This is a genomic window from Solibacillus daqui (assembly GCF_028747805.1).
GTDB classification, from domain to species: domain Bacteria; phylum Bacillota; class Bacilli; order Bacillales_A; family Planococcaceae; genus Solibacillus; species Solibacillus daqui.
This window is the reverse complement of sequence record NZ_CP114887.1, coordinates 3,046,106-3,070,063: the sequence shown is the minus strand read 5'-3', so window position 1 is coordinate 3,070,063 and position 23,958 is coordinate 3,046,106. Positions and strand designations below refer to the sequence as shown.

At 39.0% G+C, this 23,958-nt stretch carries 25 protein-coding genes, 20 tRNA genes and 1 riboswitch; of the genes, 35 read left to right on the top strand and 10 right to left on the bottom strand.

Annotated features, from left to right (window positions below; all coding sequences use genetic code 11):
• Positions 1 to 3: 3 nt before the first annotated feature.
• From O7776_RS15080 to O7776_RS14980, 21 genes are all read left to right on the top strand, one after another.
• A tRNA-Val gene (locus tag O7776_RS15080) sits at positions 4 to 79 on the top strand.
• Between the two features lie 10 nt (positions 80 to 89).
• Positions 90 to 165: transfer RNA gene (locus O7776_RS15075), tRNA-Thr, on the top strand.
• Positions 166 to 172: 7 nt separating this feature from the next.
• A tRNA-Lys gene (locus O7776_RS15070) sits at positions 173 to 248 on the top strand.
• Between the two features lie 13 nt (positions 249 to 261).
• Positions 262 to 346, top strand: a tRNA-Leu gene (locus tag O7776_RS15065).
• A gap of 43 nt (positions 347 to 389) precedes the next feature.
• A tRNA-Gly gene (locus tag O7776_RS15060) sits at positions 390 to 464 on the top strand.
• 6 nt (positions 465 to 470) lie between these two features.
• Positions 471 to 559: transfer RNA gene (locus tag O7776_RS15055), tRNA-Leu, on the top strand.
• A gap of 21 nt (positions 560 to 580) precedes the next feature.
• Positions 581 to 657 (top strand) — tRNA-Arg (locus O7776_RS15050).
• A 5-nt stretch (positions 658 to 662) separates the two neighbouring features.
• Positions 663 to 739, top strand: a tRNA-Pro gene (locus O7776_RS15045).
• A gap of 7 nt (positions 740 to 746) precedes the next feature.
• Positions 747 to 822: transfer RNA gene (locus O7776_RS15040), tRNA-Ala, on the top strand.
• A gap of 26 nt (positions 823 to 848) precedes the next feature.
• A tRNA-Met gene (locus tag O7776_RS15035) sits at positions 849 to 922 on the top strand.
• Between the two features lie 6 nt (positions 923 to 928).
• Positions 929 to 1,005, top strand: a tRNA-Ile gene (locus O7776_RS15030).
• 19 nt (positions 1,006 to 1,024) lie between these two features.
• Positions 1,025 to 1,117, top strand: a tRNA-Ser gene (locus O7776_RS15025).
• Positions 1,118 to 1,147: 30 nt separating this feature from the next.
• Positions 1,148 to 1,222 (top strand) — tRNA-Met (locus O7776_RS15020).
• A 3-nt stretch (positions 1,223 to 1,225) separates the two neighbouring features.
• A tRNA-Asp gene (locus O7776_RS15015) sits at positions 1,226 to 1,301 on the top strand.
• An 8-nt stretch (positions 1,302 to 1,309) separates the two neighbouring features.
• Positions 1,310 to 1,385 (top strand) — tRNA-Phe (locus tag O7776_RS15010).
• A 3-nt stretch (positions 1,386 to 1,388) separates the two neighbouring features.
• Positions 1,389 to 1,462 (top strand) — tRNA-Gly (locus tag O7776_RS15005).
• 10 nt (positions 1,463 to 1,472) lie between these two features.
• Positions 1,473 to 1,549, top strand: a tRNA-Ile gene (locus O7776_RS15000).
• A 10-nt stretch (positions 1,550 to 1,559) separates the two neighbouring features.
• A tRNA-Asn gene (locus tag O7776_RS14995) sits at positions 1,560 to 1,635 on the top strand.
• Between the two features lie 11 nt (positions 1,636 to 1,646).
• A tRNA-Ser gene (locus O7776_RS14990) sits at positions 1,647 to 1,737 on the top strand.
• A 1-nt stretch (position 1,738) separates the two neighbouring features.
• Positions 1,739 to 1,810, top strand: a tRNA-Glu gene (locus tag O7776_RS14985).
• A gap of 86 nt (positions 1,811 to 1,896) precedes the next feature.
• Positions 1,897 to 2,514 (top strand): NUDIX hydrolase, encoded by a 618-nt coding sequence (locus tag O7776_RS14980; RefSeq protein ID WP_274307812.1) that lies wholly within the window; start codon positions 1,897 to 1,899, stop codon positions 2,512 to 2,514.
• Between the two features lie 44 nt (positions 2,515 to 2,558).
• Here O7776_RS14980 and O7776_RS14975 read toward each other — a convergent pair whose 3' ends face one another.
• Both O7776_RS14975 and O7776_RS14970 read right to left on the bottom strand, forming a co-directional pair.
• The gene (locus O7776_RS14975) at positions 2,559 to 2,705 is read right to left on the bottom strand and encodes a hypothetical protein (protein ID WP_274307811.1); all 147 of its coding nucleotides are present in this window, start codon (positions 2,703 to 2,705) and stop codon (positions 2,559 to 2,561) included.
• A 12-nt stretch (positions 2,706 to 2,717) separates the two neighbouring features.
• A complete protein-coding gene (locus O7776_RS14970; protein WP_274307810.1) occupies positions 2,718 to 2,957 on the bottom strand; it encodes a hypothetical protein in 240 nt (79 codons plus the stop codon).
• A 297-nt stretch (positions 2,958 to 3,254) separates the two neighbouring features.
• On the opposite strand from O7776_RS14970, the gene O7776_RS14965 reads away from it, so the two are divergent.
• Positions 3,255 to 4,010: a MerR family transcriptional regulator gene (locus O7776_RS14965; protein ID WP_274307809.1), complete on the top strand. Its 756-nt coding sequence runs from the start codon at positions 3,255 to 3,257 to the stop codon at positions 4,008 to 4,010.
• A 179-nt stretch (positions 4,011 to 4,189) separates the two neighbouring features.
• Here the strand turns inward: O7776_RS14965 and O7776_RS14960 are convergent, their stop codons facing one another.
• Positions 4,190 to 5,107: a 1,4-dihydroxy-2-naphthoate polyprenyltransferase gene (locus tag O7776_RS14960; protein WP_274307808.1), complete on the bottom strand. Its 918-nt coding sequence runs from the start codon at positions 5,105 to 5,107 to the stop codon at positions 4,190 to 4,192.
• Between the two features lie 244 nt (positions 5,108 to 5,351).
• Between O7776_RS14960 and O7776_RS14955 the strand changes: the two genes are divergently transcribed.
• The 6 genes from O7776_RS14955 (at position 5,352) to O7776_RS14930 (ending at position 12,703) form a co-directional block, all read left to right on the top strand.
• Positions 5,352 to 6,734 carry an isochorismate synthase gene (locus O7776_RS14955; protein ID WP_274307807.1) on the top strand — a complete coding sequence of 461 codons (1,383 nt, stop codon included), beginning with the start codon at positions 5,352 to 5,354 and terminating at the stop codon, positions 6,732 to 6,734.
• Positions 6,727 to 8,460, top strand: coding sequence for a 2-succinyl-5-enolpyruvyl-6-hydroxy-3-cyclohexene-1-carboxylic-acid synthase (gene menD, locus O7776_RS14950; RefSeq protein WP_274307806.1), 1,734 nt, complete (start codon positions 6,727 to 6,729; stop codon positions 8,458 to 8,460). Before O7776_RS14955 ends, menD begins: the two co-directional genes overlap by 8 nt.
• Entirely contained in the window at positions 8,442 to 9,251 is an 810-nt protein-coding gene (menH, locus tag O7776_RS14945) for a 2-succinyl-6-hydroxy-2,4-cyclohexadiene-1-carboxylate synthase (RefSeq protein WP_274307805.1), read from the top strand. Before menD ends, menH begins: the two co-directional genes overlap by 19 nt.
• Positions 9,252 to 9,327: 76 nt before the next feature.
• A complete protein-coding gene (menB, locus tag O7776_RS14940) occupies positions 9,328 to 10,152 on the top strand; it encodes a 1,4-dihydroxy-2-naphthoyl-CoA synthase (RefSeq protein ID WP_241369540.1) in 825 nt (274 codons plus the stop codon).
• A gap of 70 nt (positions 10,153 to 10,222) precedes the next feature.
• Positions 10,223 to 11,659 (top strand): o-succinylbenzoate--CoA ligase, encoded by a 1,437-nt coding sequence (locus O7776_RS14935; RefSeq protein ID WP_274307804.1) that lies wholly within the window; start codon positions 10,223 to 10,225, stop codon positions 11,657 to 11,659.
• Positions 11,660 to 11,731: 72 nt separating this feature from the next.
• Entirely contained in the window at positions 11,732 to 12,703 is a 972-nt protein-coding gene (locus O7776_RS14930; RefSeq protein WP_274307803.1) for a transglutaminase domain-containing protein, read from the top strand.
• A 43-nt stretch (positions 12,704 to 12,746) separates the two neighbouring features.
• On the opposite strand, the gene O7776_RS14925 is transcribed toward O7776_RS14930, so the two are convergent.
• The 4 genes from O7776_RS14925 to ytzI form a co-directional block, all read right to left on the bottom strand.
• The gene (locus O7776_RS14925; protein WP_274307802.1) at positions 12,747 to 13,742 is read right to left on the bottom strand and encodes a metal ABC transporter solute-binding protein, Zn/Mn family; all 996 of its coding nucleotides are present in this window, start codon (positions 13,740 to 13,742) and stop codon (positions 12,747 to 12,749) included.
• 106 nt (positions 13,743 to 13,848) lie between these two features.
• Entirely contained in the window at positions 13,849 to 14,082 is a 234-nt protein-coding gene (gene yidD, locus O7776_RS14920; RefSeq protein ID WP_241369536.1) for a membrane protein insertion efficiency factor YidD, read from the bottom strand.
• A gap of 2 nt (positions 14,083 to 14,084) precedes the next feature.
• A complete protein-coding gene (locus tag O7776_RS14915) occupies positions 14,085 to 14,237 on the bottom strand; it encodes a hypothetical protein (protein WP_241369535.1) in 153 nt (50 codons plus the stop codon).
• Entirely contained in the window at positions 14,234 to 14,386 is a 153-nt protein-coding gene (gene ytzI, locus O7776_RS14910) for a YtzI protein (RefSeq protein WP_274307801.1), read from the bottom strand. The genes O7776_RS14915 and ytzI overlap by 4 nt, the downstream gene beginning before the upstream one ends.
• Positions 14,387 to 14,630: 244 nt before the next feature.
• On the opposite strand from ytzI, the gene O7776_RS14905 reads away from it, so the two are divergent.
• The 4 genes from O7776_RS14905 to O7776_RS14890 all read left to right on the top strand — a co-directional run bounded on the left by O7776_RS14905 (position 14,631) and on the right by O7776_RS14890 (position 16,775).
• Positions 14,631 to 15,074 carry a Dps family protein gene (locus O7776_RS14905; RefSeq protein ID WP_274307800.1) on the top strand — a complete coding sequence of 148 codons (444 nt, stop codon included), beginning with the start codon at positions 14,631 to 14,633 and terminating at the stop codon, positions 15,072 to 15,074.
• A gap of 83 nt (positions 15,075 to 15,157) precedes the next feature.
• Entirely contained in the window at positions 15,158 to 15,463 is a 306-nt protein-coding gene (locus O7776_RS14900) for a transposase (RefSeq protein WP_274307799.1), read from the top strand.
• 66 nt (positions 15,464 to 15,529) lie between these two features.
• A complete protein-coding gene (locus O7776_RS14895; protein WP_274307798.1) occupies positions 15,530 to 15,988 on the top strand; it encodes an NUDIX hydrolase in 459 nt (152 codons plus the stop codon).
• Complete coding sequence (locus O7776_RS14890) at positions 15,981 to 16,775, top strand: alpha/beta hydrolase family protein (RefSeq protein ID WP_274307797.1); 795 nt, start codon at positions 15,981 to 15,983, stop codon at positions 16,773 to 16,775. The genes O7776_RS14895 and O7776_RS14890 overlap by 8 nt, the downstream gene beginning before the upstream one ends.
• A gap of 120 nt (positions 16,776 to 16,895) precedes the next feature.
• On the opposite strand, the gene pckA is transcribed toward O7776_RS14890, so the two are convergent.
• A complete protein-coding gene (gene pckA / locus O7776_RS14885) occupies positions 16,896 to 18,482 on the bottom strand; it encodes a phosphoenolpyruvate carboxykinase (ATP) (protein WP_274307796.1) in 1,587 nt (528 codons plus the stop codon).
• A gap of 210 nt (positions 18,483 to 18,692) precedes the next feature.
• Positions 18,693 to 18,808, top strand: a riboswitch (SAM riboswitch).
• A 200-nt stretch (positions 18,809 to 19,008) separates the two neighbouring features.
• On the opposite strand from pckA, the gene metK reads away from it, so the two are divergent.
• The gene (gene metK, locus O7776_RS14880; protein WP_274307795.1) at positions 19,009 to 20,205 is read left to right on the top strand and encodes a methionine adenosyltransferase; all 1,197 of its coding nucleotides are present in this window, start codon (positions 19,009 to 19,011) and stop codon (positions 20,203 to 20,205) included.
• Between the two features lie 106 nt (positions 20,206 to 20,311).
• On the opposite strand, the gene O7776_RS14875 is transcribed toward metK, so the two are convergent.
• Positions 20,312 to 20,845, bottom strand: coding sequence for a gamma carbonic anhydrase (locus tag O7776_RS14875; protein WP_274307794.1), 534 nt, complete (start codon positions 20,843 to 20,845; stop codon positions 20,312 to 20,314).
• 138 nt (positions 20,846 to 20,983) lie between these two features.
• On the opposite strand from O7776_RS14875, the gene O7776_RS14870 reads away from it, so the two are divergent.
• Positions 20,984 to 21,790, top strand: a complete 807-nt coding sequence (locus tag O7776_RS14870) for an alpha/beta hydrolase (protein WP_274307793.1) — start codon at positions 20,984 to 20,986, stop codon at positions 21,788 to 21,790.
• Positions 21,791 to 21,919: 129 nt separating this feature from the next.
• Positions 21,920 to 23,377 carry an alanine/glycine:cation symporter family protein gene (locus tag O7776_RS14865; RefSeq protein ID WP_274307792.1) on the top strand — a complete coding sequence of 486 codons (1,458 nt, stop codon included), beginning with the start codon at positions 21,920 to 21,922 and terminating at the stop codon, positions 23,375 to 23,377.
• Positions 23,378 to 23,471: 94 nt separating this feature from the next.
• Here O7776_RS14865 and O7776_RS14860 read toward each other — a convergent pair whose 3' ends face one another.
• Positions 23,472 to 23,894 carry a pyrimidine dimer DNA glycosylase/endonuclease V gene (locus O7776_RS14860; RefSeq protein WP_274307791.1) on the bottom strand — a complete coding sequence of 141 codons (423 nt, stop codon included), beginning with the start codon at positions 23,892 to 23,894 and terminating at the stop codon, positions 23,472 to 23,474.
• Positions 23,895 to 23,958 lie beyond the last annotated feature (64 nt).

Genomic DNA, 23,958 nt, shown 5'->3' with positions numbered 1-23,958 from the left:
CCAGGAGGATTAGCTCAGCTGGGAGAGCACCTGCCTTACAAGCAGGGGGTCGGCGGTTCGAGCCCGTCATCCTCCACCATTTCTAAAATGCCGGTGTAGCTCAGTTGGTAGAGCAACTGACTTGTAATCAGTAGGTCGAGGGTTCGACTCCTTTCGCCGGCACCATTTTAGAGAGCCATTAGCTCAGTCGGTAGAGCATCTGACTTTTAATCAGAGGGTCGAAGGTTCGAGTCCTTCATGGCTCACCAGTAATTTGCTTTAGCGGGTGTGGCGGAATTGGCAGACGCACTAGACTTAGGATCTAGCGCCGCAAGGCGTGGGGGTTCGACTCCCTTCACCCGCACCATTTAATTTCATAACTGTCAGATAAAAAATATCTTAAGCATTTTGCGGAAGTAGTTCAGTGGTAGAACACCACCTTGCCAAGGTGGGGGTCGCGAGTTCGAACCTCGTCTTCCGCTCCAAAAAATGCCGGGGTGGCGGAACTGGCAGACGCACAGGACTTAAAATCCTGCGGTGAGTGATCACCGTGCCGGTTCGATTCCGGCCCTCGGCACCATTTTATTTTAATATGTATAGCGCGCCCGTAGCTCAATTGGATAGAGCGTTTGACTACGGATCAAAAGGTTATGGGTTCGACTCCTGTCGGGCGCGCCAGATTACGGAATGTAGCTCAGCTTGGTAGAGCACTTGGTTTGGGACCAAGGGGTCGTAGGTTCGAATCCTGTCATTCCGACCATTATAATGGGGCCTTAGCTCAGCTGGGAGAGCGCCTGCCTTGCACGCAGGAGGTCAGCGGTTCGATCCCGCTAGGCTCCACCATAAAAGACAACCAAAATAAAGATCCTGGCTACCTAGCTCAGCTGGCTAGAGCATTCGGTTCATACCCGAAAGGTCGTGGGTTCGACTCCCTCGGTAGCCATCTTAAGGACCTTTAGCTCAGTTGGTTAGAGCAGACGGCTCATAACCGTCCGGTCACAGGTTCGAGTCCTGTAAGGTCCACCAGTAATCACATATTTAACTCGGAGGTATACCCAAGTCTGGCTGAAGGGATCGGTCTTGAAAACCGACAGGCGGGTAACACCGCGCGGGGGTTCGAATCCCTCTACCTCCTCCATTTTAATTGAATAATTGAGTTTTTTATTATCGCGGGGTGGAGCAGTGGTAGCTCGTCGGGCTCATAACCCGAAGGTCACAGGTTCAAGTCCTGTCCCCGCAACCAAATGGTCCCGTGGTGTAGCGGTTAACATGCCTGCCTGTCACGCAGGAGATCGCCGGTTCGATCCCGGTCGGGACCGCCATTTTTTATGGGTTTGTAGCTCAGTTGGTAGAGCATTAGATTGAAGCTCTAAGTGTCGGCGGTTCGATTCCGTCCAAACCCACCATATGCGGGTGTAGTTTAGTGGTAAAACCTCAGCCTTCCAAGCTGATGTTGTCGGTTCGATTCCGATCACCCGCTCCAGTTTTTAAGAGGGCCTATAGCTCAGCTGGTTAGAGCGCACGCCTGATAAGCGTGAGGTCGATGGTTCGAGTCCATTTAGGCCCACCATATAAAACGTTCCGAAGTAGCTCAGTTGGTAGAGCATCCGGCTGTTAACCGGCAGGTCGCAGGTTCGAGTCCTGCCTTCGGAGCCATATTTATTTAAGGGGAATTACTCAAGAGGCTGAAGAGGCGCCCCTGCTAAGGGTGTAGGTCGGGTAACCGGCGCGAGGGTTCAAATCCCTCATTCTCCGCCACGGCCCGTTGGTCAAGTGGTTAAGACACCGCCCTTTCACGGCGGTAACACGGGTTCGAATCCCGTACGGGTCATACATAAGTAAAACAAGAAAACACTAAGTACATTCAATAGTACTTAGTGTTTTTTAATACGCATAATTAAAGAGGCGGTGAGTCAGATGATAGAACGCTTGGCAATTTTTGATGAACATTATCATAAGATTGGTGAAGCAATACGTGACGAAGTACATGCTAAGGGCTATTGGCATGAAGTGTTTCAGTGCTGGGTAATAGAAAAAATAGAAGATGAATGGATAATCTATTTACAATTGCGCAGTAAGTTGAAAAAAGATTATCCAAATCAATTTGATATAACAGCAGCAGGGCATTTATTAGCGACAGAAACGGTTTTAGATGGTGTGAGAGAGCTGCATGAGGAATTGGGGATAAATATAGCTTTTGAAGATCTAAAAGCATTAGGGGTCATTCCTTATAAGATACAAAATGAAAATATTAAAGATTATGAGTTTGCGAATGTGTTTATTTATGAAATAACAAATGGATTGAATACATTTCAAATTCAACGAGAAGAATTAGATGGCATGTATTATATGAGGTTGCAGGATTTCTTTAATTTATCTAATGGCACCATTACTAGTGCATTGGTGACAGGCTATTATTATCAGGGAGATGAAAAAGTGAGTGGTAGTCAGGAAATTAGCTTAGCTGATATGCAAGCACTCCCTCAAATTTATTTAAAACCATTTACTGATAAGCTTCAAGCATTGATGAAATAAAAAAGCACAGTCATGAAATAAACAACTTCATGACTGTGCTTTTGTTAGATAAACGGGATGTTGATTGTATCGTCTTGTTGATCGAGGAAGTACATATTTTCTATCATTAGCTTAATTGCTTCATCTGTTGTTTCAAATAGTAAAGTGCGGGTCGAGCTGCCGTCATCGTAAAAACCTTTAGTTGTTTGCAATGGTACGGAGCCTTATGTTGTTTGGAGCGTCACCTTATCGTAAATCACATCTGCTTCGGAACGAATGGTTAATTCTGTATAGTCATTTTGTTTAGAAATACTTAAAATTTGTAATTCTTTAGGGCCGATAATTCCTTCTAGTACAGGTGTTAATGGGACAACCAAGTTGATTTTTTCTTTCGAATAAAATGGTTCAAGCTTTATTTCGAGTTTTTTTGTGTCAGGCGGAATCGTATCGAATAATAATTCCATGGAATAGCTACCAAGTAATGAGCTGCGCATACTACTTTGATTTACTGGTATTGCTCTATCATCTGCATATAAGACGAAATCCCTCAGAATTGTAAATGTTCGGTCTGTTTGTTGGCTGTTTTGCTAATGCTTTGTGCAAGCGTTGTTCAAGCTCTTGTGGTACTTGTAACTCATTTACCTTTCTCCTCTTCTATTTATAAGAGAATGGAGTGTATAAAAAAGTACAAAAATAAATTATTATTTCGTATTGACCTTTACGTTACGTTACACTTTATAGTACTACATAGGGGTGATGACATGCTTATTAATGAGTTAGTAAAACTATCGGGTGTGAGTGCACGCACACTCAGATACTACGATGAAATTGGTTTGTTAAAGCCTTCAATGGTAGAGCAAAATGGCTACCGTCAATATAATCAATGTGATATTGACCGCTTACAGCAAATTTTGTTTTATCGTGAACTGGATTTTAAGTTAGAGCAGATTAAAGCGTTGCTCGAGGATAATAACTTTAACGTGAAAGAAGCGTTAATAAATCAACAGGCGCTACTGGAGCAAAAGAGAAATTATTTAGATGGTCTACTTGAAACAATTGAAAAAACGATTCAAACAATGGAAGGGGAAATAACGATGACAAATGAACAAAAATTTGAAGCATTTAAAAATAAGTTAATTGAAGATAATGAACAAGCTTACGGGCAAGAAATCCGTGAGAAATATGGGGAGGAAATGGTTAAAGCAAGCAATAATAAATTAAAGCAAATGACAGAGGCACAATATGAGGCAGTACAACAGCTCGAGCAGCAACTATTTGCTCGATTAAAGGAAGCGTTAGCAAGCGGTGATGCAGCAACCGAAATTGCAATGGAAGTTGCAGAACTGCATAAACGCTGGTTAAGCTTTTATTGGGCGAAATATACGAAAGAAGCGCATGTTGGCTTGGCTCAAATGTATATTTATGATGAGCGATTTACAAATTATTATGATAGCCGCGTTGGGCAAGGGGCGACACAATTTTTATATGATGCCATTGTTGCTTATGCAAAACTATAAGCGAAATAATTAATTACCTCGATAAGGGCAATAATGGATTAATAGCCAAAGATGGATTTCATATGAACAAGCAGTAATTACAGCTCGGAGCTCTTGTTTTAGAGTTCAACTTTTTCTACTGAAGTAAGTTAAAAAGCTGTTCAAGGCGTAATAAGAGACGCCCTGAACAGCTTTTGTTGTTATAAAAAATATGAAGCTAATAGTCCAATTGCTAAAAGGAAACCAAAAATCGTATTTGTTTGCGCCGTATATTTCATAGCAGGCATAACTTCTAATGGCTTTTCTTTTGCGCGGAATAATTTAATCGCTTGAATGGGTTTTTTGATGCTTAATAACACAAGTAATGCCCAAACTGATAATGGGGTGAAGATGACTAAAGCGATAATCCATAAATAAGAAACGATAAAGAACGTAGCTAAAATCGTTACTGCGTTATGACGCCCAGCTAAAATGGCCATCGTTTTACGTCCGCCTTCCGTATCTCCGACGATGTCACGAATATTATTCGATAGCATAATCGCCCCAACTAAAATCATACTTGGTACTGAAATGAGGACTGCTTCTATTGTAACCTCTTTTGTTTGGATGAAAAATGCAATTAACACAATGCCCATTCCCATTACTGCCCCTGATACAAGCTCACCAAAGGGAGAATAAGCAATTGGATAAGGTCCACCTGTGTAAAGATAACCAATTAGCATACATACGAGTCCAACTGCAACTAGCCACCAAGAAGTCATCGCACAAATGTATATTCCTAATAGCATCGCAATGAAGTAAAACGTAAATGCGATAATCATAATCGTTTTTGGTGCTACGCCATGACGAACAATTGTCCCGCCAATACCAACGGAATGTTCATTGTCTAAACCGAGCTTATAGTCGTAGTATTCATTAAACATATTTGTTGCTGCTTGAATTAGCATGCTTGCGATAAGCATGGCCAAAAACAGCCCAAAATTAATCGTTTCATAATTGATTGCAAGGGCAATCGCTGTTCCTAAAAGTACAGGAACAAAAGAGGCGGTTAATGTATGAGGGCGTGTCAAATGCCACCAAACTTTAAAGCCTTTGTCCGCTTCAATGACTTTTGTCATAGTAAAAACTCTCCTAACTTGAAAACAATCTTTCATTATTGTATCGAAAAAGAAACAAAAAGAACAGAGGAGAGTGTGAATACATGTAACGTTCGTACGAAAAATGGTATGATAGAAAAGGCATTATTTATAGAACGAACGCAAATGAAATGAGCAAATATTTAAAAGATAAAACGTGTTTTTGAAATAAAAAACGCAACTTGCATCATACTAGTGAATTTGCAACATGACGGAGGGAATTTTCATGCAACACAAGTGGTACAATGCCACTGAAATCGAAGTAGGCTCGAATTCAAAGCAAATTTTTTATATGGAAACAATCGAAGTTAGTCGCTTATCGGCACTGGCATTCTTTGCTGCAGGCGAGGCGAAATATAAAGGGAAACGTAATTTTTGGCAAAATCGTGAGAAAACATTCACATTAGTCGGTTTAGGACATGCCTATAAAATTGAAAATAATAAAGGAACAAAGCGTTTTGACCATGTGGAAAGCGAGTGGAAACAGTTAACAAGTCAAATAGTGCAAGAAGACCAACACCTACAACCGATTTTGTTTGGTGGTTTTACATTTGACCCACAAAACGAAGTAGCTGGTGAATGGGCGAAATTTCCACAAAGCTATTTTACAGTGGCATCGCATCAATTAGTTATTCGTAATGATCAAGCGTTTGTAACGATCAATCTAATTACAAATGAAACAAATAGTGCACAAACATTTGAAACGCTACGTAAAGAACGTGACGAACTGATTCATGCTGCACAGGTGAAAGAAGTAAAAACCTATACGAAGCCAACGATGATTAGCTATGCAGAACCTTTTAAAGAAGAATATTTGCAATCAATTGACCAAGTAACGACTTTAATTAAAGCAAATGAGGCGCAAAAGGTTGTCATTGCGCGTTCTTTAGCATTGCAATTTGAGGGAGCAATTACTTCTCCACAAATTTTATCGCATGTGGTACATGAACAGCCAGAAAGCTTTTTATTTGGTTTGGAGCATGAGGAAATGTTGTTTTACGGGGCATCACCTGAACGTCTAGTGAAGGTAAATAACGGACGCGCGTTTTCATCATGTGTTGCTGGGTCTATTAAGCGCGGACAAACAGCCGAACAAGATGAAGCGTTGGGCAATAGCTTACTAAATGATGCGAAAAATCGTGGTGAGCATCATTATGTAGTAGAAATGATTACAGATACATTTGAAAAAAATTGTCGTGACGTCAAAATTCCGAATGGACCGAAGCTATTAAAAATCCGAGATATTCAGCATTTATACACACCAGTAGAAGGACAACTCAATGACGACGCAACGATTTTACAACTTGTGAAGCATTTACACCCAACACCAGCCCTAGGTGGCGTACCCCGTGAGGCGGCCATGCACATTATACGTCAATATGAGCCGATGAACCGTGGGCTATATGCGGCACCAATTGGTTGGTTAGACGCAGATGGCAATGGGGAATTTGCAGTTGCGATTCGCTCAGCAGCTCTTGTGCAAGATAAAGCTTATCTATACGCGGGTGGTGGCATTGTTGCTGACTCAAATCCGCAGTCAGAATACGAAGAAACGCTCGTGAAATTCAGACCAATGCTACGAGCTCTAGGGGGACAATTGCATGAATGAACGTGAAGTGTTATCAAATTATGTGTACCAAATTGTCGCGTCACTTGTTGCATCAGGGGTGGAGCAAGTTGTTGTCAGTCCAGGTTCGCGCTCAACACCGCTTGCCTATGCCTTTGCTTCAACAAAAGAACTTACTTTGCACCGTCAAGTTGATGAACGCGCAGCTGGTTTTTATGCATTAGGTTTAGCAAAGGCGACGGCAAAACCCGTTGTTTTGTTATGTACATCTGGAACAGCAGGAGCCAACTACTATCCGGCCATTGTTGAAGCGAAATATGCACGTGTGCCATTAATTGTACTAACTGCAGATCGTCCACATGAATTACGTGAAGTCGGTGCACCGCAAACGATTAACCAAGTCCGTTTATATGGTGAAAATGTCAAATGGTCGGCGGAGTTCCCGATTCCGGATGAGGCACCACAAACCTTGCCGTATATTGAGCGTCATACTGTACGTGCGGTTACGATTGCAACGACAGCACCATTTGGACCAGTGCATTTAAATATCCCGTTTCGTGAGCCGTTAGTCATTGATTTTAAAACGCAATTACCGCGTGCAAGTTTTGTTAAAAGTTTTACTAATGATCTAACACCATCCAAACAAGCGCTAACAGAATTTACGTCAATTATTGAGCAAACGAAAAACGGGATTATCATTGTTGGCGAGCTACCGCTAGGGACAGATACAAAGGCTCTATGGAATTTTGTACGTGAGCTGAAATGGCCTGTGATGATTGAAAGCTTATCGAATTTACGTACCGAAGTGCCAGAAGATTGCCAAGTATTCGCGATTACTACATATGATGCGTTAATGAAAAACGAACGCTTTAAACGCAATGTTCGTCCGCAAACAGTTATTCGCTTTGGCGCACAGCCTATATCCAAATTTTTAATGCAGTTTATTGCACAATCGAATCCGCTGCATTACATCGTGATCGATGAAGACCCGATGTTCCGTGATTCAACGCATAGTTCGACGCACTTTATTCATGCCTTACCTGGTGAGTGGTTAAGTGAAATCGAAATAAGCCATGTTGAGACAGAGCCTGCATATATTGAATTTTGGAAAACGGCGGATTTACTAGCGGCAGATGTAATTGCGAAGTATGGTCAAACAGCGAATGATGAAGGGGCCTATGTTCAGTTGATGCTAGAAAGCTTACATGAAGGCTCAGACATCTTTGTTAGTAGCAGTATGCCAATTCGTGATATTGATACGTTTTTACCTGTTCTGAATAATGATATTCAAGTGTTTGCGAATCGTGGTACAAACGGAATTGACGGTGTCACGTCGACAGCACTTGGCTTTAGTAATGGTCGAGCGAATCGTAAAATGTATTTATTAATTGGTGATTTAGCGTTTTTACATGATGCCAATGCCTTTGTCGCAAGTCGCTATCAAGACTGTGATCTAACGGTTATCGTTTTAAATAATGATGGTGGAGGTATCTTCTCATACTTACCACAAGCGAAAGTAGAAGCGCATTATGAGGAATTATTCGGTACTCCGACTGCATTGACGTTCGAGCAAGTAGCAACAATGTATGATATGGAATATATGAAAGTCACATCTAAAGAACAATTTTTAGCAACGATAACATCAGAAAAACAGCAATCATTAAAATTAATCGAAGTATTTACAAATCGTGAGGAAAATGTAAAAGAACACCGCGCATTATGGACACGCATTAACGAGGTGATTGAACAATGGCTCGATATGCTATAAATGGAATTAATGTATTTGTGGAGGAGGTTAATCCACAAGGTACAAAAACGCTCGTGCTCTTGCATGGTTTTACCGGCAGTACAAAGACGTGGCAGCATGTTGTACAGGCTTTACCACAATCAATACGCTGTGTCATGGTTGATTTAATCGGGCATGGTGGGACATCTGCACCTGAAAATATCGAGACGTATTCCATGGCCTTTCAAGTTGATGTGTTGCATGCACTATTTCAGCAGTTAAATCTACAAAAGTTTACATTGCTCGGCTATTCAATGGGGGGGCGAGTAGCTTTAAGTTATGCGGTTGAATTCCCAGTTAGGATTGAGCAGTTACTACTAGAAAGCGCCTCTCCCGGATTACAGAAACCTGAAGAACGTGTGGCACGTAAACAAGCAGATGACCAATTGGCTGAAAATATCTTGCAAAACGGCATGGTATCTTTTGTAGATAAATGGGAGAGCATTCCACTTTTTGCCTCTCAGAAATTACTTACAAGTGAAGTACAGCAGGAAATTCGCACCGAGCGCTTACTGCAACGTGCAATCGGTTTAGCAAATAGCCTGCGCGGTATGGGTACAGGTGTCATGCCTAACCTATGGGATGATTTAGCTACATTGCCAATAGCCGTCACTTTGCTTACTGGGGAGCTTGATGAAAAGTTTGTTGCGCTTAATCAAAAAATGCAAAACTCGCTCATTCATGCAAAACATCTCACAATTCCAGCGGTTGGACACGCAATTCATGTGGAAAATCCTCTAAAGTTTGCTACAATAGTAGAGGAAATGATTTAACTTTTGTTCATGAGAACTTAAGTAAATACTTTATAATTGCTTATAATAAGCATATTAAAAATAGGGGGAACTATCGATGACAAAGCAACGTCTTTGGACAACTTTACATACTTATGAAGACATTAAGTATGAGTTCTATAACGGGATCGCAAAAATTACGATTAACCGTCCAGAAGTTCGCAATGCATTCCGTCCAAAAACAACAGCGGAAATGATCGACGCTTTCACACGTGCACGTGATGATGAGCGCGTTGGCGTAATTATTTTAACAGGTGAAGGCGAGCATGCATTCTGCTCAGGCGGCGACCAAAAAGTACGCGGTAACGGTGGTTATGTAGGCGACGACAACATTCCTCGTTTAAACGTTTTAGATTTACAAACATTAATCCGTAAAATTCCTAAGCCAGTAGTAGCAATGGTGGCAGGTTATGCAATCGGTGGCGGCCACGTATTACACGTAGTATGTGACTTAACAATTGCTGCTGAAAATGCTCGCTTCGGTCAAACAGGACCAAAAGTAGGTTCATTCGACGCTGGTTACGGTTCAGGCTACTTAGCTCGTATCGTTGGTCATAAAAAAGCGCGTGAAATCTGGTACTTATGCCGTCAATACGATGCGCAGCAAGCACTTGAAATGGGCTTAGTAAACACAGTCGTTCCATATGCAGAGCTTGAAGATGAAACAGTAAAATGGTGTGAAGAGATGTTACAAATGTCTCCAACAGCTCTACGTTTCTTAAAAGCAGCAATGAACGCAGATACAGACGGCTTAGCTGGTATCCAACAGCTAGCTGGTGACGCTACACTTCTTTACTACACAACAGATGAAGCAAAAGAAGGTCGTGACGCATTTAAAGAGAAGCGCCAACCTGACTTCGGTCAATTCCCACGTTTCCCTTGATTCGTTTGTTACTTTGAGGATAAGAGCATACTTAGGTGTGCTCTTTTTTTTGTATAAAGGAGGAATTTAAATGCAGCCAAACTGGATAAAACAACGTTCATATTTAACACCAAATCGAATTGCTGTTAGTTTTCATGATGAGCAGTGGACGTTTAAGGAGCTCTACGAAAAATCCGTCATTCTAGCATACAAACTAAATGCATATCATCTTATAAAAGGGAAACGTGTAGCTGTTTTAGCACCATCCACGCCTAAGCTAATTGAAGTGTTATATGCCTGTATGCAAGCACAGTGTGAGATGGTATTACTAAATGGTCGTTTATCAAAGCAAGAGTTGAGCTATCAAGTTGCGGATGCAGAGGTGGATGCAATTTTAGTAGCAGACTCGGAGCTTGAAAAACTGGGAGCAAATGTAAAAGTAATATCGTTTTCAGAGCTCCATAAAATCCAGCCACAACCATTTGAAATTGCGTCGGAATGGAACGAAGATTTTGCGTTAACGATCATGTATACGTCTGGTACAACAGGTTTTCCAAAAGGTGTATGTCAGACAGTAGGTAACCATAGTGCAAGCGCGGTCAGCTCAGCATTGAATTTAGGATTGACTGAACAAGACGCTTGGCTATGCACCGTACCGATTTTTCATATAAGTGGTTTTTCAATCATTGTCCGTTCATTGCTGTATGGCATGAAAATACGTTTATATGAAAAATTCAATGCACAAGCCTGTGCACAAGAAATTGCAAATGGCTCGGTAACGAAAATGTCGGTAGTAGCTGTAACACTCGAAAATATTTTAGCGGAAATGGAACAAGCAAATTTAAAAGCACATCAAAAATTTACAACGATGCTTGCTGGTGGTGGCCCTGTTCCTGCAGCTTACTTACAGCGTGCACAATCGCTCCATTTATGTGTGGCTCAAACGTATGGAATGACTGAAACATCCTCACAAACATCTACATTAGCAAGTGAAGATGCGTTTTTAAAGATTGGTTCTGCAGGAAAGCCATTGTTTTTTAATCAAATAACAATTGATGCGCCTAATGAAGAGGGTATCGGTGAAATTTTAGTCCGAGGCCCACATGTAACGCCTCGGTATATCGGGAAGTTTAAAGATAAATTGACGACCAACGAAGGCTGGCTTCATACTGGCGATATGGGATATTTGGATGAACAGGGCTTTTTATATGTTGTGGATCGTCGCAGTGATTTAATCATTTCTGGCGGTGAAAATATATATCCTGCTGAAATTGAAAATGTTTTATTAGCACATGAAGCAGTGAAGGAAGCAGGAGTATGTGGGGTTGAAGATGCTAAGTGGGGACAAGTACCCGTAGCATTTGTTGTATTGAAAGCGCCTGTCACAGAAAAACAATTAATGAATTTTTGTGAAATGAATCTGGCGAGCTATAAAAAACCTAATAAAATATATTTTGTAAATAACTTACCTAGAAATGGTTCAAATAAACTTCTTAGAAGGCAATTAAATAAGCTGAAACAGCATTGAATATTAAGGTATTACTTGTAATAAGAAATTGAATAGATTTTTTGAATATAAAAATTTGGGGAGGTTTTTTATATGAAGAAAATAATTACTCCATTTTTTATAGTGATACTGTTACTTAGTGTTTTACCTACATCGATTTGGGAAGTGCGAAATACAACAGCATATGCAGAAAACATTACTACCGAGCGTACGTTAAAAAATGATATTTTAAGCGAATTAAGTAATTATAATACGGATTTTGCATTTGCTTATGATGGTGATTTTTCAAAAATGAAAACGCTTGTACAAAGTGTAATGGATGAAATTCGCAGAAATAATTCGTACATTTATGAGAATGTCTCAAAATGGCAATTGGCAATGAAATATAAAGGTAATAGTGGCACATTAACTTTTAAAATTAATTACTTAACAAATAAGCAAAAAGAAAATCATGTTACAGCAGAAGTAAAAAAAATTCTCCCAAATATCATTAAAAAAGATGCAACACAAGTCGAAAAAATCAAAGCGGTACATGACTACATCGTGTTAAATGGTAGCTATTCAAGTAACACAAAAAACAGCCAATATAGTACGTATACATTTTTAACAGAAGGCAAAGGTGTATGTCAGGCTTATGCATTATTAATGTTAAAAATGTTAGATGAGCTAAAAATTGAAGCTAAGTATGTGAAAGGCTATTCAAATAATGAGCGTCACGCATGGATTTTGGTGAACGTTGATAAACAATGGTACCACGTTGATCCAACATGGGATGATCCAATCGGTAATAACGCAGATGAAGTTCGCTATAAATACTTCATGTTAACCGACAAACAAATTGTAGCAACGCATAGTTGGGAAAAATCAGAATACCCTGTTGCTAAAAGTGAAAAGTATAAAAATTTTCATATAGCAACGCAAGCATATACGGTTAAAAATAACTTATATTATATGAACGAAAAAGATAAGAAGTATTATCTAATGAACTTAAAAACATTGGAATCAACGGCAATTACAGCAAAACAGTTTCAACAAACAAAAAAGACTTTTGTAGCAGCAAAATAAATTGAAAAAGAGAGCTTTCACAATAACGTGAAAGCCCTCTTTTTTAGTTTAACGCTTGCTTTAATGCATCGATATTTTTACGCATTAATGTGAAGTAATCTTCTTCATTTTCGATATCTTCTTTTGTTAATACACTTAAGTTATGCAATGTGAGGGTTTTTGCGCCCAATTCGTTTTGAATAATTTTTGTTAAATTTGATGAAATATTTTGCTCAAAGAAAATATATTCGATGTTTTCTTTTTTTGCTAAATCTACAATAGACGTCAGCTCTTTTTGTGATGGTTCACTTTGAGAATTCAAGCCTGCTATAGGAACTTGCGTCAGTCCGTAATGACCAGCGATATAACCGAACGCTGCATGTGATACAAAGAAAGTTTTCGTTGTAGCTTCGGATGCCATTTTTTCAAAATCTGCATGTAATGTAGTTAAGTCTGCTACTAATGCATTGTAGTTTGCTGTAAATGTTTGTTGTTGCTCAGGTAAAGCAACTACAAGCTCATCTTTAATAGCTAATGCTAATTGTTGTGAAATAACAGGTGATAACCAAACATGTGCATCATGCTCTGTGTCCGCGTGCTCGTCATGTCCTTCTTCGTCAGAGTGCTCATCTTCACCATGCTCATTAGCGCTTTCTTCGGCTTCTGCATGTGTATGCCCAGTTGAAATTTGAAGCTGTTCTTCCGTTACTCCTTCTGCAGTAGGTACTAACTTCACGTCCTCATTTGCCAAAGTTTTCTTAGCATTTTCAACAAATCCTTCTAAGCCAAGACCAATGTAGAAGAAAATATCTGAATCAGCTAAAGCCATCATATCTTTCTGCGTTGGTTCAAATGTATGCTCATTTGCACCAGCCGGGTAAATTGAAGTGACATCCACATAGTCGCCGCCGATACGTTTTGCGAAATATTGTAACGGATATACCGTTGTATAAACAGATAAAGTATCCTCTGATTGCGTTGGAGAAGTAGTGTCATCATTAGAATTACATGCCACTAATAATAATGTTAATAGTGGAATAAATAAAAACCATTTTTTCATGCGCTATATACCCCTTAAATAGTAATAATTACGATTTGTATTTTTGAAACATTACCTATTATATAAGATAAAAGGGTAAAATACAATTAAAAAAAGCCTTCGAAAATTAATTTTTTTTCGAAGGCCATTTATCTGGCACAGGATCAAAGCCGCCGGGATGAAGTGGCTGACATTTTAATATGCGGATAATGGTCATCAATGTTCCCTTAATGGCCCCATGCTTTTGTATGGCCTCAATACCATAGCTTGAACAAGTAGGATGGAAACGACATGATGGAGGCTTCATTGGCGATAAGTATTTTTGATACAGGCGAATGAATCCGATAAAAAGTTTTTTCATTGTTATTTTTGTTCTCCATTTTTATAAGCTCGAATCGGTTTTTCATCAATAGTCTGCTTTAATGATACGTTGTTTTTTCGTGCAAGTAAAATAATTGAGAATGCAAATATCCCCATAATCGTTACGATAATAATCAAAACAATTGGTAAGCTCATTTTTTCACCTCTTTCATTTGTTCGGAATCATCATGTGTAATCGTGTCTACAGTGTGCTTTACTTTATAACCCCAGTTGACGGCTGTTAAAAATAATCCAGTAATAATAAAAATAACTACTACAGCAATAACAATGATCGTCATCTTCATAATGCTACCTCCAATTTGTAAATACTCCCTTCTATATTACAATAAATGGACGGCATAAAAATTGAATATATTATGTTTTAAAACATTCTTAGTGGGCAATAATATTAAAGGTGAGTAAAATTCGAGGTTTTGTCACAGCAATTATTAAAATGGTGTATTATTATATTAATGATAATATTTTTCAATTAGGGATAAAATCTCTATTAAACTTGAGATTTTAAATATAAACTATGAGGTGACAAGCATGGCAGAGAAAAAGTTAAATGGACAGTTAAACGAATTAGTAGCTACGTGGTCAGTGTTGTATACAAAATTACATAACTATCACTGGTATGTAAATGGTCCATCATTCTTCACGCTACACACTAAATTTGAAGAGCTATACAACGAAGTAACAATTAATTTAGATGATATTGCAGAGCGTATTTTATCTAAGGGTGGTAAACCAGTTGCAACGTTAAAAGAGCATCTGGAATTATCATTAATCGAAGAGGCGACAGGGAAAGAATCAACGGAAGAAATGGTTGAATCAACAATTGCCGACTTCCAAACGATTATGAAAGCTTTAAAGAAAGCGATGGAAACAGCAGGTGAAGCTGGTGATGATCGTACGGAAGATTTACTGAACGCAACATTCCAAAGCCTAGAAAAGCATGCTTGGATGTTAAACGCATATTTAGGTAACTAATAAGAGAACGACTCCGATTATGGGGTCGTTTTTTTGCATAGTTTTTTCGATGTTAAGCATGCTAATACTTGAGGTGAAACAACATGCAAAAGAGAAATATCTATGTATCTGTCGTTCATTTAACGTGTAATATGCATCCAGGATCGTCGTATGAATTTGTGTTGCAAATGGACCCCATTAAGGCACGGGTGTTTTCAAAACTATTTTCACAAATGCAAAGCTTAGAAGCATCGAATGCATTTCGAGCGCATATGCCGTTTATTCCGTACCATATGGACCGCTTAAATCATGAGCTTGATTACCGTCTGCAAAAAGTATACGCACTTATTCATGAATTTGGCGACGATGAGGCAAAAAGATTTGTAGAACAGTTACCTTATTTTCGTTAGAGAGATGATATCTCATATTGAATGATGTTTATTCGTTCGTTACACTTACAAGTAGGAGTTGAGCGAATGTTTACATTTATTGATGAAAACGGATTACAAGTAGATTTACGTTTTGATGAAGGACCATTTGAAGTAGAGCCAAAGCATGTGCTAGCACTTGTACAACACGACGGAAAATGGCTTTGTACAATTCATAGTAGCCGTGGAGTAGAATTTCCTGGCGGCAAGCAGGAAGAGGATGAATCATTGATGCAGGCGGCCATTCGTGAAGTGTATGAGGAAACGAATGTTATTGTAGAAGATATAAAGTGGTTTGCTTACTATGTTGTACATGATAAAATTCCATTTTGCAAGGCTGTATTTACAGCAAAGGTAAAAGAAATTGAGACGTTTGTTGGTGATTATGAGACTGACGGAATTTTATGGTTGACGGAAGAGGAGCTTTGGCAGCGGCCCAACTTAAGTTTCTATATGCGAGATGCTGGCATGAAAAAGATGTTGCAGGAAGTGAAAAATCATGAATGACAATGGTAATATCTTTTCAATACGCCCATATCCTTCACCTAACCGTCAAATACGTCTAGATGAAGTAATTTACTACTCGCAGGGACTTCGCGTTAAAGGGCTATTAGCGCGCCCTATAGAGGATGGAAATTACGAAGCCATTCTTTATTTGCGCGGAGGTTTACAATCGATTGGCATGGTACGCCCTGCGCGTATCGCACAATTTGCCCAACATGGATTCGTTGTCTTTGCACCGTATTATCGTGGAAATCGTGGTGGTGAAGGGAAGGATGAGTTTGCTGGTGACGATCGCTATGATGCGATTAGTGCTATTGCGGTACTAAAGCAATTTATTGATGTTCAGCAAGTGAATGTTTTCGGATTTTCACGCGGAGGTTTAATGGCATTATGGACCGCAATATTAAGTGATGAAGTAAAATCACTTGTAACGTGGGCGGGTGTATCAGATGCGACTGCTACGTATTGGGAGCGTGTTGATATGCGCAGAGGCTTAAAACGTATCGTAGGTGGTACACCAAATAAAGTACCTGAAAACTATGAGGATCGTACAGCGTTATATGATGTTGCACAAATTCATGCACCTGTGTTAATTATTCATGGTACAGAAGACCAACATGTCGATATTGAGCATGCCTATCAGCTCGAGCTGTATTTAAAAGGGGAAGGGAAGTCAGTTGAAACGTGGTTTTCTTATGGCTTAAAACATCATTACCCACCTAAATTAAATCGGATAACCGTACAAAAATTATGTGGTTGGATGAAATCGAAAAAGGATGTTACGCATTAGACCTGTGCGTAACATCCTTTTTCTAATATGATATACATTTATTTGATGTTTACCCAAATTAGGGAGGAGCTCTGAAAATGCACTCCAAAGTTAAACATTATGTCGTATTGATTTAGCGAATTATGCTAAAGGACCGCCTTTTTTCACAATTGCTTCGTCTACGTTTACGAATTTTGTGAAGTTGTTTTTGAATAAGTCTGCAAGCTCAGATGCTTTTTTATCGTAAGCTGCTTTGTCAGACCATGCATCGCGAGGGTTTAACACTTCAGTTGGAACACCTTCAACAGCAACTGGGATATTTAATCCGAATACGGCATCTTGAGTTGTTTCCACATTGTTTAGTTTTCCTTCGATTGCTGCACGTACCATTGTACGAGTGAAAGAAAGCTTCATACGGCTACCAACACCGTATTCGCCACCAGTCCAACCAGTATTTACTAAGAATACTTGAGAACCGTGCTCGTCGATTTTTTTACCTAATTGCTCAGCGTAAACTGTTGCAGGTAATGGTAAGAATGGTGAGCCGAAGCATGTAGAGAATACTGGCTCTGGTTCAGTAACACCGCGCTCTGTACCTGCTAACTTCGAAGTGAAGCCGCTTAAGAAGTGATACATTGCTTGCTCTTTTGTTAATTTAGAGATTGGAGGTAATACGCCAAATGCATCTGCAGTTAAAAAGATGATCGTATTTGGGTGTCCTGCCACTGATGGTACTGCAATATTTTCGATGTAGTCGATTGGGTACGCTACACGTGTGTTTTCAGTTAATGAAAGGTCGCTGTAGTCACTTACACGTGTATGTGCATCTACTACTACGTTTTCTAAAACCGAACCAAATTTGATTGCTGCATAAATTTCTGGTTCGTTTTCAGGAGAAAGGTTTGCTGTTTTAGCGTAGCAACCACCTTCGATATTAAATACGCCGTTGTCAGACCAACCATGCTCGTCATCCCCGATTAATTTACGGTCAGCGTCTGCTGATAAAGTTGTTTTACCAGTACCTGATAAACCGAAGAATAATGATACGTCCCCAGTTTCACCAACGTTTGCTGAACAGTGCATTGGGAAAATATCTTGTTCTGGTAATAAGTAGTTCATAATACCGAAGATAGATTTTTTCATTTCTCCAGCATATTCTGTACCACCGATAAGAATGATTTTCTTTTCAAGTGATGTAATGATAAATGTTTCAGAATCCGTTCCATCTACTTTTGGATCTGCTTTGAAGTTTGGAGCAGATACGATTGTGAAGTCAGCAATGTGAGTAGCTAATTCTTCTGCAGTAGGACGGATGAATAATTGATGACAGAATAGGTTATGCCAAGCGTATTCATTAATTACTTTAATAGATAATTGAGAAGCTTTATCTGCACCTGCATAGCCGTTGAATACGAATAATTCATCGCGCTCTTTTAAGTACTTGATTACTTTTACATAAAGATTATCGAAAACATCTGCTGAGATTGGACGGTTTACTTTGCCCCAGTCGATTTTATTTTTTGAAGATTCTTCTTCAACAATATATTTATCTTTAGGAGAACGACCAGTATATTTACCTGTTTCGGCACGTAATGCGCCCTCTACAGTTAACATTGCTTCTCCACGTGATGTAGCTTTTTCAACTAATTGTGGAACTGATAATTGAGTTTGAATGTTTTCCCCATTTAAAAGTTCTTTCAGCTCGTTAGCAATTTCTACCGAATTCATCTATTAAATACCATCCTTTTTTATATTATTCCCTTGTGTAGGGGAGTTATTTGTTAATTCAAAAATAGTATAACACATTGATTATAATAATCTATACTAATTATGTATTATTTTTTTAGGAAATTTTATCTGTTTAAAAACTGCATGAAATAAGACAAATTTAATTGACAGTAAAAGCTTTTTTACGTAAGATGTTTAATTGAACGGATACTCTTATCCCGAGCTGGTGGAGGGTCAGGCCCTATGAAACCCGGCAACCTGCATGAACATTCACGACATGCGTTGGTGCCAATCTGATGCAAGGATTTTTCCTTGAACGATAAGAGTGAAAGGTAATGAACGAACGTAACCCTTTCCTCGCTGTGCACTATTGCGCAGATCAGAGCGGAAGGTTTTTTTAATTTATAAAGGGAAGTTTCCTTGAAATACCTTTCGAATAACTCGTGTTGATAAAGCAAAGAAGCTGAACATGGGCGTAATGAGTACCGTCAAAAATACTTGTAAGGTTTTTTAGGAGGAAATAAACATGGCAAATCGTCGACTGTTTACATCAGAAAGTGTAACGGAAGGACATCCAGACAAAATTTGTGATCAAATTTCAGATGCAATTTTAGATGCAATTTTAGCAGCAGATCCAAATGCACGTGTAGCATGTGAAACAACAGTTACTACAGGATTAGTATTAGTATCTGGTGAAATTACAACATCAACATACGTAGATATGAAAGGGATTATCCGTGACACTGTAGCAGAGATCGGCTACACGCGTGGTAAATATGGCTTTGATGCCGAAAACTTAGCAGTACTTGTAGCAGTAGGTGAGCAATCTCCTGACATTGCACAAGGTGTAGACCAAGCGTTAGAAGCACGTGAAGGTTCAATGTCAGAGGACGAGTTAGAAGCAATCGGTGCAGGTGACCAAGGCTTAATGTTCGGTTATGCATGTAACGAAACGCCAGAACTTATGCCTATGCCAATTTCATTAGCGCATAAATTAGCGCGTCGATTATCGGAAGTGCGTAAATCTGGTCAGCTTGCATACTTACGTCCAGACGGTAAAACACAAGTAACAATTGAGTATGATGAAAACAACGTACCTGTTCGTGTCGATACAATCGTAATTTCTACACAGCATGATGAAGAAGCAACATTAGAGCAAATTCAAGCGGACATGAAGGCACATGTTATTGCATCAGTTGTTCCGGCAGAATTATTAGACGAAGCTACAAAGTACTTCATCAATCCGACGGGCCGTTTCGTAATCGGTGGTCCTAAAGGGGATGCTGGTTTAACAGGTCGTAAAATTATCGTGGACACTTATGGTGGTTATGCACGTCATGGTGGTGGTGCATTCTCTGGTAAAGATGCGACAAAAGTAGACCGTTCTGCAGCCTATGCAGCACGTTATGTGGCTAAAAATATCGTAGCGGCCGGTTTAGCAGATCGCGCAGAAGTGCAATTAGCGTATGCAATCGGGGTAGCACAACCTGTATCAATCGCGATTGATACATTCGGTACTGGTAAAGTAGCAGAATCTCAAATGGTTGAATGGGTACGTGAATTATTCGACTTACGTCCTGCAGGTATCATTAAAATGTTAGACCTACGTCGTCCAATTTATAAGCAAACAGCTGCTTATGGTCACTTTGGTCGTACAGACTTAAATGTGCCTTGGGAAAATACAGACAAAGCACAATTGTTAAAAGAAAAAGCAGGTTTATAAAATTAAAAATGGAGCCATTATTAGTAACATGCTAATAATGGCTCTATTTGCTTTTTTCGGTACTCGAAAAATTTAGACCAATACAATAGGAAGGAACTGTATAATTTTAAACGCTCTTATTTGCTTGAGTGTTTTGTAAAGATTTATAATATTGCCCTTTTTCAACGTATTCGCGGATGATTCGATCCATGTCCGCGCGGTCTTCTTCTGTAAGTTCACGTACAACTTTTGCTGGACGCCCCATTGCCAAGCAGTTTGGTGGAATTACCTTTCCTGGAGGGACAAGGCTACCTGCACCAATGAACGCCCCTTCACCAATTTCAGCCCCATCTAAAATGATGGAACCCATACCGACAAGTGCGCGTTTTTTTATTGTACAACTATGTAGCGTAACTTGATGACCTACTGTTACTTCATCTTCAACAATTAATGGATAAGCAGGGCTTTGGTGTAGACAAGATAAATCTTGGATACTAACACGTTCACCAATTACGGTTTTGTTGACGTCACCGCGAATTACAGTATTGAACCAAATAGTTGACTCAGCCCCAATTGTTACATCGCCTGTTATTGTTGCATAATCCGCAACAAACGCGCTAGGATGAATGTTAGGTGATTTGTCTTTGTAAGGATAAATCATGTGCAATTCCTCGATTCTTATATAAAATAGTATGTGCTGTTATTATCGTAACAGATAGAGGGAAATTTTCAATTAGCATTTATTTGAGGCACAATGTATGATAGAAAATAGAAATTTGAATGAAAGAGTGGTTTGACCATGTGGAAATGGGAAACAGAACAGCAACCGAAAGCAGTAATCGTCATTCTTCATAGTGTTTATGAACAGCATCGCTGGTACGCATGGTTAATTGAAAAGTTTAGAAGTGCGGGCTTTCATGTTGTAATGGGAGATTTACCTGGACATGGGGAGCAAGAGAAATTTGCAAGATATCATGATGAAGATTTCGAAGGATATTATAAATATACGAAATTATTATTTAAAGTAGCATTAGAATATAATTTACCATTATTTGTAGTTGGGCATGGTTTAGGTGCCACGATTGCAACGTATGTACTTCAAAAGAAAAAACTTGATTGTGCTGGAATCATATTAACTTCACCGTGGCTAAATTTAAAATTAACTCCAGGAAAATTATCCAATGCGCTATCTAGCTTTAGTGTTATTACGTCTAATGTAAAGCTGAAGCATGAGTTGACGTTACAACATTTTACACGTAACACGGATGTGTTAATGGAGCTAAAAGAATATTTGCCATTAAATAATACAGTGACAGTGAAATGGTATCGTGATTGGCAGCAAGTAACACGTACCATACGTGATCCAGAATTTAAATTACCTAATGTTCCCCTATTAGTGATGACGGGTGAAAATGATAAAATTACCGATGTTCAAGCAACAAAAAAATGGGCTTATGAACAAACGGGACACTCAGAATTCCAATTTAAACAGTGGAAAGGGTGTATGCATAGCTTATACTTTGAGCTAGAACGAGAGGAAGTTTTTAGATATAGTGTAGACTTTATAAACAACGCTTTGCGCGATTTGGGATATATTATTGAATAAGGAAAAGCCTAGTAGAGACTCCATTTTACTAGGCTTTTAAAATTTTAAGAAAAAATATATCGAAATTTTAGAATATTTGTAATATACTAAACTTTAAAATAATACACTATGCCAACAAGGGGGAAACTTATGGGATTTATTAATGAGTTTGTAGGGTGGGCCAATAATATTTTATGGGGCCCAGTAATGATTTACGGTATTTTAATTGTCGGGTTATTTTTCTCGATTCTAACAAAATTCGCTCAAGTTCGACTTATTGGCGATATGTTCACTCTGATGTTTAAAGGGGAAAAGTCAGACGCGGGTGTATCGTCATTCCAAGCGATGTCGATTGCATTATCAGGACGTGTAGGTACAGGTAATATTATCGGGACAGCTTCAGCAATTGCATTTGGTGGTCCTGGTGCGGTGTTCTGGATGTGGGTAACAGCATTCATTGGTGCATCTACAGCGTATATGGAATCAACATTAGCCCAAATCTACAAAGAAAAGAAGGATGGGCAATATCGTGGTGGTCCAGCATTTTATATCGAAAAATCAACAGGTATTAAAGCGTTAGGTATTATTTTTGCGATTGCAATGATTATGTCGGTTGCAGTTTTAATGCCAGGAGTACAGGCTAACGCCATCTCAGGTGCAGTAGAAAATGCATTTGGTATTGAGCCTTGGATCACTGGATTAGTAACAATTGTTTTACTTGGAATAATCATTTTTGGTGGGGTAAAACGTATTGCCAACGTAGCACAAGTTTTAGTGCCATTCATGGCATTAGCGTATATGTTAGTTGCATTTATTATTATCATTATGAATATTTCAGAAGTACCAGCTGTTTTATCTTTAATTTTCCGTAGTGCGTTTGCAACGGATGCACTATTTGGTGGTATGATTGGTAGTGCGATTTTCTGGGGTGTAAAACGTGCAATTTATTCAAACGAAGCAGGCCAAGGTACTGGTGCACATCCAGCCGCAGCTGCTGAAGTTTCTCACCCAGCAAAACAAGGTTTAGTTCAAGCAGCATCGGTTTACATTGACACATTATTAGTCTGTTCTGCGACGGCATTAATGATTTTATTCATGGGGACATACAACGTACATGATGGGAGTCAAGATGGTGCATTAATCGAGGCGAAATTAGATGGAGCAATCACATATACAGGCTTTACACAAGCAGCTGTAAATGATGCATTCCCTACATTAAATAACTTTGGTTCAGGATTTGTTGCGGTTTCATTATTCTTATTCGCATTTACAACATTAATGGCTTACTACTACATTGCAGAGACAAATGTATCATACATGTTTAAAGGTAATACCGAAAAAATTGGTATTTTCGCAATGAAAATTATTTTATTAGCTTCTGCATTCTACGGTACGGTAAAAACATCTGATTTAGCATGGGCGTTTGGTGACGTAGGATTAGGATTAACAGTTTGGATAAACGTTATTTTGATGCTATTCATCATGAAGCCAGCGTTAATTGCGTTGAAAGACTATGAGCAGCAAAAAAAAGAGGGGAAAGACCCAGAGTTTGATCCGAAGAAGCTCGGCATTAAAAATGCTGATTTTTGGGAAACGCGTAATAAATAAAAATGGAAAAGGGCAGACCGAATTAATTCGGCTGCCCTTTTTGGTGGATAGGAAAGTATAAAATATTTCAAGGAATTCCACGTAAGTATAGCCATTATTTCACATTATTATTGCGAGAAATAGGTTTATCTAACGTATAAAATGTTTCAAGTGTTGTAAATTGCTCTGAAGAAAAATCCTTTTGTCCGCGAATAAATTTTTCATATAAATTGTAGAAGCAAATGGTTAAATACGGTTCGTTATGATGCTTCGCGAACGGGTTATAAGTAATGGGAATTTCAATGTCTTCAAAATAGCGTGCCATTTTATCAAGCGTTCGAATGTTGACACCGCGCAATTTCATTTCTTGTAGTACAAGCTCTGAGTATACATATAAATCGCTCTTTGGGTATTCGTAAATATAATTGATGAGAATGTGTTTGTCTTCTTTCGCAAAAATACTGTTGAGCTCGCGCCATTGTGCAAGAAGTTGGCTTTTTGGTAAATAAGGTATCAATTTATAATGCCATAATCGCATATATTCCCTCATTTCTAAAAGGGGAGCTGTCAAAAAAATGTTTCCGTTTTGGACAGTGCTCGTC

Excerpts from the sequence above, each read along its gene's own strand:
- O7776_RS14980 (WP_274307812.1), top strand. The coding sequence starts at position 1,897 with ATGATAGAACGCTTGGCAATTTTTGATGAACATTATCATAAGATTGGT.
- O7776_RS14970 (WP_274307810.1), bottom strand. The coding sequence starts at position 2,957 with ATGGAATTATTATTCGATACGATTCCGCCTGACACAAAAAAACTCGAA.
- O7776_RS14965 (WP_274307809.1), top strand. The coding sequence starts at position 3,255 with ATGCTTATTAATGAGTTAGTAAAACTATCGGGTGTGAGTGCACGCACA.
- O7776_RS14960 (WP_274307808.1), bottom strand. The coding sequence starts at position 5,107 with ATGACAAAAGTCATTGAAGCGGACAAAGGCTTTAAAGTTTGGTGGCAT.
- O7776_RS14955 (WP_274307807.1), top strand. The coding sequence starts at position 5,352 with ATGCAACACAAGTGGTACAATGCCACTGAAATCGAAGTAGGCTCGAAT.
- menD (WP_274307806.1), top strand. The coding sequence starts at position 6,727 with ATGAATGAACGTGAAGTGTTATCAAATTATGTGTACCAAATTGTCGCG.
- menH (WP_274307805.1), top strand. The coding sequence starts at position 8,442 with ATGGCTCGATATGCTATAAATGGAATTAATGTATTTGTGGAGGAGGTT.
- menB (WP_241369540.1), top strand. The coding sequence starts at position 9,328 with ATGACAAAGCAACGTCTTTGGACAACTTTACATACTTATGAAGACATT.
- O7776_RS14935 (WP_274307804.1), top strand. The coding sequence starts at position 10,223 with ATGCAGCCAAACTGGATAAAACAACGTTCATATTTAACACCAAATCGA.
- O7776_RS14930 (WP_274307803.1), top strand. The coding sequence starts at position 11,732 with ATGAAGAAAATAATTACTCCATTTTTTATAGTGATACTGTTACTTAGT.
- O7776_RS14925 (WP_274307802.1), bottom strand. The coding sequence starts at position 13,742 with ATGAAAAAATGGTTTTTATTTATTCCACTATTAACATTATTATTAGTG.
- yidD (WP_241369536.1), bottom strand. The coding sequence starts at position 14,082 with ATGAAAAAACTTTTTATCGGATTCATTCGCCTGTATCAAAAATACTTA.
- O7776_RS14915 (WP_241369535.1), bottom strand. The coding sequence starts at position 14,237 with ATGAGCTTACCAATTGTTTTGATTATTATCGTAACGATTATGGGGATA.
- ytzI (WP_274307801.1), bottom strand. The coding sequence starts at position 14,386 with ATGAAGATGACGATCATTGTTATTGCTGTAGTAGTTATTTTTATTATT.
- O7776_RS14905 (WP_274307800.1), top strand. The coding sequence starts at position 14,631 with ATGGCAGAGAAAAAGTTAAATGGACAGTTAAACGAATTAGTAGCTACG.
- O7776_RS14900 (WP_274307799.1), top strand. The coding sequence starts at position 15,158 with ATGCAAAAGAGAAATATCTATGTATCTGTCGTTCATTTAACGTGTAAT.
- O7776_RS14895 (WP_274307798.1), top strand. The coding sequence starts at position 15,530 with ATGTTTACATTTATTGATGAAAACGGATTACAAGTAGATTTACGTTTT.
- O7776_RS14890 (WP_274307797.1), top strand. The coding sequence starts at position 15,981 with ATGAATGACAATGGTAATATCTTTTCAATACGCCCATATCCTTCACCT.
- pckA (WP_274307796.1), bottom strand. The coding sequence starts at position 18,482 with ATGAATTCGGTAGAAATTGCTAACGAGCTGAAAGAACTTTTAAATGGG.
- metK (WP_274307795.1), top strand. The coding sequence starts at position 19,009 with ATGGCAAATCGTCGACTGTTTACATCAGAAAGTGTAACGGAAGGACAT.
- O7776_RS14875 (WP_274307794.1), bottom strand. The coding sequence starts at position 20,845 with ATGATTTATCCTTACAAAGACAAATCACCTAACATTCATCCTAGCGCG.
- O7776_RS14870 (WP_274307793.1), top strand. The coding sequence starts at position 20,984 with ATGTGGAAATGGGAAACAGAACAGCAACCGAAAGCAGTAATCGTCATT.
- O7776_RS14865 (WP_274307792.1), top strand. The coding sequence starts at position 21,920 with ATGGGATTTATTAATGAGTTTGTAGGGTGGGCCAATAATATTTTATGG.
- O7776_RS14860 (WP_274307791.1), bottom strand. The coding sequence starts at position 23,894 with ATGCGATTATGGCATTATAAATTGATACCTTATTTACCAAAAAGCCAA.